This is a genomic window from Streptomyces sp. NRRL F-5123, from assembly GCF_000721495.1.
Taxonomy (GTDB): Bacteria; Actinomycetota; Actinomycetes; order Streptomycetales; family Streptomycetaceae; genus Actinacidiphila.
Genome location: NZ_JOHY01000051.1, coordinates 35,685 through 45,181 on the forward strand (window position 1 = coordinate 35,685; position 9,497 = coordinate 45,181).

General features: G+C 74.5%; 12 protein-coding genes. 6 read left to right on the plus strand and 6 right to left on the minus strand.

Translation table 11 applies throughout. The features are described from left to right. Nucleotides 1-16 precede the first annotated feature (16 nt). Complete coding sequence (locus IH54_RS0130340; RefSeq protein WP_420711809.1) at nt 17-868, minus strand: nucleopolyhedrovirus P10 family protein; 852 nt, start codon at nt 866-868, stop codon at nt 17-19. Nucleotides 869-1,006: 138 nt separating this feature from the next. On the opposite strand from IH54_RS0130340, the gene IH54_RS0130345 reads away from it, so the two are divergent. The 5 genes from IH54_RS0130345 (at nt 1,007) to amaP (ending at nt 3,442) form a co-directional block, all read left to right on the plus strand. Continuing rightward, on the plus strand, nt 1,007-1,513 hold the full coding sequence (locus tag IH54_RS0130345; RefSeq protein WP_031522977.1) for an Asp23/Gls24 family envelope stress response protein: 507 nt from the start codon (nt 1,007-1,009) through the stop codon (nt 1,511-1,513). 55 nt (nt 1,514-1,568) lie between these two features. Further along, complete coding sequence (locus IH54_RS0130350; protein WP_031522979.1) at nt 1,569-1,769, plus strand: hypothetical protein; 201 nt, start codon at nt 1,569-1,571, stop codon at nt 1,767-1,769. Beyond that, nucleotides 1,769-2,137: an Asp23/Gls24 family envelope stress response protein gene (locus IH54_RS0130355; RefSeq protein WP_031522981.1), complete on the plus strand. Its 369-nt coding sequence runs from the start codon at nt 1,769-1,771 to the stop codon at nt 2,135-2,137. Before IH54_RS0130350 ends, IH54_RS0130355 begins: the two co-directional genes overlap by 1 nt. A gap of 104 nt (nt 2,138-2,241) precedes the next feature. Then, complete coding sequence (locus tag IH54_RS0130360; RefSeq protein ID WP_234344041.1) at nt 2,242-2,838, plus strand: DUF6286 domain-containing protein; 597 nt, start codon at nt 2,242-2,244, stop codon at nt 2,836-2,838. A 7-nt stretch (nt 2,839-2,845) separates the two neighbouring features. Further along, complete coding sequence (amaP, locus tag IH54_RS0130365) at nt 2,846-3,442, plus strand: alkaline shock response membrane anchor protein AmaP (protein WP_031522985.1); 597 nt, start codon at nt 2,846-2,848, stop codon at nt 3,440-3,442. Between the two features lie 27 nt (nt 3,443-3,469). Here the strand turns inward: amaP and IH54_RS0130370 are convergent, their stop codons facing one another. The 5 genes from IH54_RS0130370 to IH54_RS0130390 form a co-directional block, all read right to left on the minus strand. Beyond that, a complete protein-coding gene (locus IH54_RS0130370) occupies nt 3,470-4,231 on the minus strand; it encodes an SDR family oxidoreductase (RefSeq protein ID WP_031522987.1) in 762 nt (253 codons plus the stop codon). A gap of 1 nt (nt 4,232) precedes the next feature. Further along, nucleotides 4,233-6,026 carry a glycoside hydrolase family 15 protein gene (locus IH54_RS0130375; RefSeq protein WP_031522989.1) on the minus strand — a complete coding sequence of 598 codons (1,794 nt, stop codon included), beginning with the start codon at nt 6,024-6,026 and terminating at the stop codon, nt 4,233-4,235. Nucleotides 6,027-6,074: 48 nt separating this feature from the next. Continuing rightward, nucleotides 6,075-6,935 (minus strand): SURF1 family protein, encoded by an 861-nt coding sequence (locus IH54_RS0130380; RefSeq protein WP_031522992.1) that lies wholly within the window; start codon nt 6,933-6,935, stop codon nt 6,075-6,077. A gap of 88 nt (nt 6,936-7,023) precedes the next feature. Next, nucleotides 7,024-7,275 carry a hypothetical protein gene (locus IH54_RS0130385; protein ID WP_078862645.1) on the minus strand — a complete coding sequence of 84 codons (252 nt, stop codon included), beginning with the start codon at nt 7,273-7,275 and terminating at the stop codon, nt 7,024-7,026. A gap of 171 nt (nt 7,276-7,446) precedes the next feature. Continuing rightward, nucleotides 7,447-8,439, minus strand: a complete 993-nt coding sequence (locus tag IH54_RS0130390) for a DEDDh family exonuclease (protein ID WP_031522996.1) — start codon at nt 8,437-8,439, stop codon at nt 7,447-7,449. A 151-nt stretch (nt 8,440-8,590) separates the two neighbouring features. On the opposite strand from IH54_RS0130390, the gene IH54_RS0130395 reads away from it, so the two are divergent. After that, nucleotides 8,591-9,497 (plus strand): sterol desaturase family protein (locus IH54_RS0130395; protein ID WP_031522998.1); only part of this gene is annotated, 907 nt, incomplete at its 3' end.

Genomic DNA, 9,497 nt, shown 5'->3' on the forward strand with positions numbered 1-9,497 from the left:
GGCCGGCGGGCCCGGATCACTGCGTTCCGGTCACCACGACCGCCGCCGCGACCGGGCCCGGCGCGCCGTCCGCCGCCGCGGCCGTGACGGCGGCGGACACCGCGCGGGCCACCGCGTACGGGCGGTTCCCCGCCGCCACCGTCAGCTGCACCTGCACCCGGCGGCCGTCCGGCGTGTCGCGTACCCGTACACCCGTGCCGAAGCCCGCCAGCCGCCGGGACAGCCGCAGCACGCCGGGCACCGCGAGCGCGGCCGCCGCGACCCGGTCGGCGGGCCCGCCCGCGGCCCCGTCCGTGACCTCCGGCGGGCCCTCGCCCTCGACCACCACGCCCTCCAGCACCGCGTCCGGCGCGGGCAGCTCGTCCAGCAGCGCGGTCACCGCGAGGTCGACCGAGCGCACCGGCACCCCGAGGCCCTCCCGCGCGGACGCCCACAGCACGGCCCGCAGCCGTTCCGCGGTGCGCGGCAGCGGGTCGTCCGGCGTGGCCGCGAAGTCCGCGGTGATCCGCAGCGGCCCGTACGGCAGGGCGCCCACCGGCGCGGCCCCTTCGGACCTGGCCGCGACGGCTCCTGACGCCCCCTCGCCCGGCCCACCGCCCGCACCGCCGCCCGATGCCCCGCCCGGTGCGCCTCCCGGCAGGCCCCGTGGTCCGCCGTCCGCCGCGCCGTCGGCCCTGTCGCCGTCCCCGTCCAGCTCGATCACCAGCGCGCCCAGCCGTACGCCCGGCAGCGCGTCAGCCGTCCGGCGCAGCGCGGCGACGGCGGCGCTCTCGGTGATCCAGGCGGAGTCCTCCGCCTCGCCCAGCGGCAGCAGGCGTCCCAGCGCGACCTGTTCCCGTACCGTCCTGGCCAGTCGGTCCATGGTCACCAGGTCTCATCGCCTTCCGGTGTGCAACCACTCGATCGGGGGTGGTGGCGGTCTCCTCTGGACGCATCCCCGGAGCGCTCCGGGGCATGCGCACATAGTGTGGTGCACGGAGCAGCCCATACGAAGGGACGACTCGCGATGACGGACAGCGGGCAGCACAACCGGCCGGAGCCCGAGGGCTCGGCCGCAGGCGACGGCGGCCGGACCCTCGACAAGGGAACGGCGGGCGGCGCGGCGCGCAAGGCACTCGGCGACCCCGCGAGCCGGGGCCGCACCACCATCGCGGACGGCGTGGTGGAGAAGATCGCCGGGCTCGCCGCGCGCGACGTGGTGGGCGTGCACGCCATGGGCACGGGCCTGTCCCGGACGTTCGGCGCGGTGCGCGACCGCGTCCCGGGCAGCACGCGCTCGGCGACCCGCGGCGTCAAGGCCGAGGTCGGCGAGGTGCAGACGGCGCTGGACCTCGACATCGTCGTCGAGTACGGCGTCTCCATCGTCGATGTCGCCCGCGCGGTGCGGGAGAACGTCATCGCGGCGGTGGAGCGGATGACCGGCCTCGAAGTCGTCGAGGTCAATATCGCCGTGGGCGACGTCAAGCTGCCCGACGACGACGATGATGACGACCGTGAGCAGCGGGTCCAGTAGTGGCGACTGCCCGGCACCCGGCACCTGAAGCGGCGAGACGGACCTGGAGCGGACGATGAGCATGGCGGTGATCGGCCTCGCGGCCGGCATGGCACTGGGGTTCGCCGGCTATTTCGGCGGCTTCGGCGCGTTCCTCGTGGTGGCGCTGCTCGGGGCGGTCGGCTTCGTGGCGGGCAAGTTCTTCGACGGGGACCTCGAACCGGGGGACTTCTTCCGCACCAGGGACCGCGACCGCGACCGTGACCGGCGGCGCTGATGGCACCGGCGGTTCCCGGACAGCTCCCCGCGGCCGAGCGCGGGGCGCTGCGTATCGCGGACCGGGTCGTAGCCAAGATCGCCGCCCAGGCCGCGGGTGAGGTCCTCACGGACGCGCCGGGCGCCGACCTCGTCCCGCGCGACGCCCGCCCGCACGCCTCGGTGTCCGTGCGCAAGGACACCGCCCGGCTCCGGCTGACCCTCGAACTCGGCTACCCGGCGAACATCGGCGCGGTCTGCGGCACGGTCCGCCGCCATGTCACGGGGAGAGTCGAGTCCCTGACGGGTATGGATGTACCCGAGGTGGCCGTCGACGTGGAGCGACTGCACTCCACGGCGGCCGAGCGTGACGAGGGGAGGGTGGAGTGAGCGACGACAGCGGCGGCAGCGGCGGCAGCTACGAATACCGCGAGCAGGACCCGGGCAAGTCCGACGAGGAGAACGCCCGGGCCAGCATCGCCCAGCGGACCGTCATCAAGCCCTACGCGGTGACGTCCGGGCTGCCCGGCGGGGGAGAGGGCCCCAAGGTCCGCCGCTTCTGGGCCGGCCGCCGCGTCCCCGCCGCGCTCACCGCCGCCGTGGGCCTGGGGCTGACGGGGCTCTTCCTCTACGACATCGCGTCGGTGCGTGCCGACCGGCAGGCGATGCAGTGGCGCAAGACCCTCGCCGACGAGCTCGCCACCCGGCACCTCGACAACGTCTGGATCATCGTGGGCGCCGCGGTCTGCGCCGCCCTCGGGCTGTGGCTGCTGGTCCTCGCCCTGACCCCCGGCGAGCGCGGCCTGCTGCCCATGGCGCGCAACGGGGCGGACGGGGTCCGCGCCGGGCTCGACCGGCGCGCCGCCGCGCTCGTGCTGCGCGACCGGGCGATGGAGGTCTCCGGGGTGCGCTCGGCCCGCGTCGAGGTCGGCCGCCGCCGTATCAAGGCCCGCGCCTTCTCCCACTTCCGCGAACTGGAAGAGGTGCGCGACGACCTGACGGCCGCGCTCGGCGAGGCCGTGCGGCAGCTGGGACTCGCCAGGGCGCCGCACCTGCACATCCACCTCCACCGGGCCGAGAAGAAGGGGTGAGGGCGCCGTGCGGACGACCGTCAACCGGGTGCTGCTCGCCCTGATCGGGCTGGCCTTGCTGGTGCTCGGCCTGTCGGTGCTCGTCGGCAGCCTCGACCTCCAGCGCCACTGGGGCTTCACGATGCCCGGCTGGTGGCCCTTCACCGGGCCCAAGGACGTGCTGCTCACCGACCGCAGCAGGACCCGCTACCGCTCCGACGGCTGGTGGTGGCCGGTCGTCTTCGCCGTGCTCGGCGTCCTCTTCCTCGCCGGCCTGTGGTGGCTGCTCGCCCAGTTCCGCAGCCGGCGGCTGCGGCAGATCAGGATCGACAGCGGCGACGGCCAGGGCGCGCTGCTGCGCGGTCGCGCCCTGGAGACCGTGCTGCGCGCCGAGGCGGAGGAAGCGGAAGGCGTCGAGTGGGCGGGGGCGCGGCTCACCGGGCGGCGCAACTCGCCCGAGGCCCGCCTCGTCCTCGGCCTCGAACCCCGCGCGACCCCCGAGGACGTCGTCGCCGGCCTCGACTCCCACGTCCTCGACCGCGCCCGCACCTCCGCGGGCCTCGACACCCTGCCGGCCGAGGCGCGGCTGAGGCCCGTCCGCCACCGGGCGAGCCGGGTCACCTGACCCGGAGCGGCGCCTGACGGGGAGTCCTCACAGGGAGTGCAGCGCTCCGCCGTCCACGGGGAGCACGATGCCCGTCAGGTAGGAGGCCGCGGGGGAGAGGAGGAAGGCCGCGGTGCGGCCGAACTCCTCGGGGGTGCCGTAGCGGCGCAGGGGGATGCGGGCGGCGTGGCCGGCGCGCGCGGCGTCGGGGTCGCCCGCGAGGGAGTCCAGCTCGCGCACGCGGTCGGTGTCGATGCGCGCGGGGAGCAGGCAGACGACCCGGATCCCGCGGGGACCGACCTCCGCGGCGAGGGTCTTGGCGAAGCCGGCGAGCCCCGGCCGCAGCCCGTTGGAGATCGCGAGCCCCGGAATGGGCTCCCGGACGGAGCCGGAGAGCACGAACCCGATGACGCCGCCCTCGCCGAGGGACGCCGCGGCGGAGCGGGCGAGCCGTACCGCCCCGAGGAAGACGGACTGGAAGGCGGCGAGCCACTGCTCGTCCGTCATGTCGGCCGCGGCCCCGGCGGGTGGCCCGCCGACGCTGATGAGCACTCCGTCGAGCGCCCCGAACCGGGTGCGGGCGGTGGCGAGCAGCGTCTCGGCGGTCGCCGGGTCCGCGTTGTCCGCGACGACGCCGAGCGCCCGCTCGGGCCCGCCCATCTCGGCCGCGGCGGCGTCCACCGTCGCGGCGGTGCGCCCGGAGACCACGACCTTCGCGCCCTCCGCGGCGAGTTCGCGGGCGGCGGCGAGGCCGAGGCCGCGCCCGCCGCCCGTCACCACGTACACCCGGTCCTTGAGTCCGAGGTCCATCTCAGGGCGTCCTTCCGTCGAGTCCTGTGAGGGCGAGAGCGGTGTTGACCAGGCCGACATGGCTGAACGCCTGCGGGTAGTTGCCCAGCTGGCGCCCGGCGACCGGGTCCCATTCCTCGGCGAGCAGCCCGACGTCGTTGCGTACGGTCAGCAGCCGTTCGAAGAGTTCGGTGGCCTCGTCCTTGCGTCCGGTGGCGTGCAGCGCGTCGGCGAGCCAGAACGAGCAGGCGAGGAAGGCGCCCTCGCTGCCGGGCAGCCCGTCGACGTTCCCGGCGCCGGGGGAGTAGCGCCGTACGAAGCCCTGGTGGTCCAGCTCGCGGCGGACCGCCTCGACCGTGCCGGCCACCCGCCGGTCGGTCGCCGGCAGGAAGCCGACCTGCGGGATCAGCAGCGTGGCGGCGTCCAGCTCGGCGGAGCCGTAGGACTGCGTGAAGGTGTTGCGCTCGGCGTCGTAGCCCTTCTCGCACACCTCGGCGTGCACCTGCATGCGCATGGAGCGCCAGCGGTCCGCGTCGCCGCGCAGCTTGGGGTGCGCCTCCAGGGTGCGCACCGCGCGGTCCGCCGCGACCCACGCCATGACCTTGGAGTGCACGAAGTGCCGGCGCGGGCCGCGCACCTCCCACAGCCCCTCGTCGGGCTCGCGCCACTTGCCCTCCAGGAATTCCATGAGGGCGCGCTGCAGGTTCCAGGCGTGCGGCTCGTCGCGCAGGCCGCTGTTCCTGGCCAGGAAGAGGGAGTCCAGCACCTCGCCGTAGACGTCCAGTTGGAGCTGGCCGGCCGCGGCGTTGCCGACCCGCACCGGGGCGGAGCCCGCGTACCCCTTGAGCCAGGGGACCTCGTACTCGGTGAGCCGCCGCTCGCCCGCGATGCCGTACATGATCTGCAGGTCGGCCGGGTCGCCGGCGACGGCCCGCAGCAGCCAGTCGCGCCAGGCCTGCGCCTCGGCGAGGAAGCCGCCGGAGACCAGCGCGTTGAGCGTCAGCGCGGCGTCGCGCAGCCAGCAGTAGCGGTAGTCCCAGTTGCGCACCCCGCCGATCTCCTCGGGCAGCGAGGTGGTCGCGGCCGCGGCGATGCCGCCGCTGGGCGCGTAGGTGAGCGCCTTGAGGGTGATCATGGAGCGCAGCACGGCGTCCCGCCACGGCCCCTGGTAGCAGCACTTCGCCGACCACTGCTCCCAGTCCTCGACGCTCTGGTCCAGCGCCTCGAAGGGGTCGATCCGGTGCGGTGTGCCGGTGTGCGAGGAGTGCCAGGTCAGGACGAAGGCGACCCGGTCGCCCGCCGCGACGGTGACGTCCGCGTACGTGCGCATGTCCTTGCCGTACATCGGCAGCGGCGGTTCGGTGCGCAGCCATACGGCGTCGGGCCCGGCGACCGCGACCCGCTGGTGGTTGGTGCGGCGCACCCACGGCACGACGCTGCCGTAGTCGAAGCGCAGCGTCAGCTCGCTGCGCACGGCGACCTCGCCGGACACGCCCTCGACGATTCGTACGAGGTCGGGCGCGTGGTCGCGCTGCGGCATGAAGTCGGTGACCTTGACCGTGCCGTCCGGGGTGTGCCAGACCGTGTCCAGGACGAGGGTGTCGCCGCGGTAGGAGCGCTCGCTGCACTCGTCGGACGTGCCGTCCAGCGGGGCGATCCGCCAGCGGCCGTTGTCCTCGTCGCCGAGCAGCGCCGCGAAGCACGCGGCGGAGTCGAAGCGCGGCAGGCACAGCCAGTCGACCGATCCGTCCCGGCCGACGAGCGCGGCGGTCTGGAGATCCCCGATGAGTGCGTAGTCCTCGATACGTCCTGGCACGGCCCCGCCTCGTCGCTTCCGGTCCTGGTGTCGAGTGTGCTGGTGCGGCTACCGCACCGCTACCGGAACACTGCCTTCCGGCTCGTGCGGCTCGGCCGGCTCCGCGGCCTGCTTCGCGCGCTCGGCGAGGATCTCCGCGCGCTGCCGACGCAGCAGCACCACCCAGCCGACCGGCACCATCGCGGTGAACAGCCACCACTGGATCGCGTACGCCATGTGCGGGCCGATGCTCTGGTGGTCAGGCTCGGGGACGGGGCCGGGCTGCCCGGGGCCGGGCTTCGGCACGGGGGACACCAGCTCCAGGTATCCGCCGAGCACCTGCGCCGTGAGGTGGCCGGCGCTCTTCACCTGCGTGCCGTTGATCAGCATGATCTGCCGGTCGGGAAGGCCCGTGCGGTTGCGGATGCCGGTCGCGGCGCTGGTCTCGTCCGGGCGCAGCCGCCCGGTGACGGTGACCTCGCCGGACGGTGGCGGGGCGATCTTGGGGAACTTCGTCGGGTCGTCGCCGGGCGCGACCCATCCGCGGTTGACCAGCACCGCGCGGCCGTCGTCCAGGACGAGCGGGGTGATGACGTGGTAGCCGACCTGCTCGCCGCCGCCGGAGGAGTCGTCGGAGCCGGAGTTGCCCGCGGTGCGGTGCCGGGCGACGACCTCGTGGGCGGTGTCGTAGTGGCCGCGCGCGGTGACGGTCTTGTAGAGGTCCTCGTGCGGCACCTGGAAACCGGGCGAGGTGACCGACTCCACCGGGACCGGTGCGGCCTTGAGAGCCGCGGCGATGAGGTGGTTGTTGGCCACCCGGTGCTCGTGCCGGTGCAGCTGCCAGAAGCCGAGTCTGACCATCACCGGCATCAGCACGAGGCCGACGAGGGTGAGGACGACCCATTGGCGGGACAGCAGGAAGCGGTACACCCCACGACGGTACAACCCGGCCGCGGGGCGCCCGCGGGTAGGGGTCTCCGGCGGGCCGCCGCAGACCCGCCGGGCGGTGGCCCGGGTCTCAGGCCGGGGCGGGGGACTCGACGTGGTCGACGATGCCGGCGGCGCCCTCCGCGGCGGCGCAGTGCGCGCAGCAGTAGAAGTGGCCGTCGACCTCGACGCCGTGCCCGAGGATCTGCACCCGGCAGTGCTCGCAGATCGGCGCCATCCGGTGGGCGGCGCACTCGAAGCAGTCGAAGACGTGCACTGCGCCCTGCGCGTGCACCTCGAACGTCATCGCATAATCGTTTCCGCAGACTTCGCATCGTGCCATGGGGCACAGGCTGCGGTCCGCGGACGGCCCGGGCAACCCGCGTGCCGGAGTGTTGCCCGACTGCCACCCGGACGGCGGCCGTACGCCGGGGCCCGTACCCGCCCGCGCCGCGGGCCGTGCACCCGCAGGACGTGCACGTCCCGCGCGGTCAGCCGGGCACGTCCTGCACCGTCAGCCGTGCACGTCCTGCGCCGGGGTGACCGCCTTGAGCAGCTCGGTGAACTCCCGCTCGTCGATCACCGGCGTCCCGTACTCCCGGGCCTTGGCCGCCTTGCTCGTGGGCGAATCCGGGTCGTTGGTGACGAGCAGGCTGGTGAGCCGGCTCACCGACGACGCCACGTGCAGCCCCGCGTCCGTCGCCCGGTCCTCCAGCAGCTCGCGGTCTATCCCGGTGTCGCCGGAGAAGGCCACCCGCATCCCCTGCACGAGCGCCCCGCCCCGCGTGAGCCGCCCCGGGTTCGGGTACGGGCACGCCGGGCGCCTGCGGGCCGGCCGCCAGCCGGAGCGCGGGCCCGACCCGTACAGCCGCCCGTAACGCGGCGCGGGCACCGGGGCGTCGACCCACTCCGTCAGCGGGCGGCACGTGTGCAGCGGCAGCGGCAGCCCCGCGGCTGCGGCCAGGTGCAGGCTCGGCCGGAAGGCCTCGGCGAGCACCCGGGCGTCGTCCAGGGCGTGGTGGGCGCGCTGCTGGACCACCCCGTAGTGCGCGGCCAGCGACTCCAGCTTGTGGTTGGCCAGCGGCAGCCGCAGCTCCTTGGACAGCACGATCGTGCACAGCCGCTGCTCGACCGGCGCCGCCGACCGGGCGCGGGCGTACTCGCGGGCCAGCATCGACCAGTCGAAGACCGCGTTGTGGGCCACCAGCACGCGGCCCGCGAGGCGTTCGGCCAGCTCGTCCGCGACCTCGGGGAAGAGCGGGGCGTCGGCGAGCGCGGCGGCCGTCAGCCCGTGGATCCACACCGGGCCCGGGTCGCGCTGCGGGTTGACCGGCGAATACCAGTGGTCCTGGACATCCCCGCGGGCGTCGAGGCGGTAGACCGCGGCGGACACGATCCGGTCGTCCCGGCCCAGACCGGTGGTCTCGACGTCGACCACCGCGTAGCCCCCGGGGTAGCTCTCGGGCCAGGGCGTGGGCAGGGGCGGCGCGGTCGGGTTGTCCAGCATGGTCAGGAGGATACGGCGCCGCGCCGACAGTGGATCATCCCCGTCCGGACCGCGGGACCGCGCGGCGCCCCGCCGTGTTGACGCGTACGCGACCGTACCAATCGGTAACAACCTCTGGTGCCCGCCCGGGACGTGCCTCTATGGTGCGCGCATGCCGCAACTGCCCGATGTCGTCCTGTGGTCGATACCCGCCTTCGTGCTGCTCACGGTCGTGGAGATGGTCAGCTACCGCGTTCACCCCGACGAGGACGCCGCCGGGTACGCGGGCCGGGACACCGCCGCGAGCCTGTCGATGGGCCTGGGCAGCCTGCTCACCGACGCGCTGTGGAAGATCCCGATCGTCGCCGTGTACTCCGCCCTCTACGCCCTCACCCCGCTGCGGGTGCCGGTGCACTGGTGGACGGTGCTGCTGATGCTGCTCGCACAGGACCTCTTCTACTACTGGTCGCACCGCGGGCACCACGTCGTCCGGCTGCTGTGGGCCTGCCACGTCGTGCATCACTCCAGCCGGAACTTCAACCTCTCCACCGCGCTCCGGCAGCCCTGGACGAGCCTGACGTCCTGGCCGTTCTACCTGCCGCTCGTCGCGCTCGGCGTGCACCCGGCGGCGCTCGCCTTCTGCTCGTCGGTCAGCCTCGTCTACCAGTTCTGGATCCACACCGAGCGCATCGGCAAGCTGGCCCGGCCGCTGGAGTTCGTGCTCAACACGCCCTCGCACCACCGCGTCCACCACGCGTCGCAGGGCAGCTACCTCGACCGCAACTTCGGCGGCATCCTCATCGTCTGGGACCGCCTCTTCGGCTCCTTCACCGCCGAGACCGAGCGCCCCGTCTACGGCCTGACGAAGAACATCGCGACGTACAACCCGCTGCGCGTCGCCACCCACGAGTACGCCGCCATCGCGCGCGACCTCGCGAGGGCGGGCAGCTGGCGCGACCGGCTCGGCCACCTCGTCAACGGCCCCGGCTGGGCCCCGGCACCCGCGCCGGCCCCGGCGGCCGTTCCCGTTCCGGCCGCCCCTCCCGCGCCCGCCCCCGCCCCGGCGGCCGCCCCGGCCG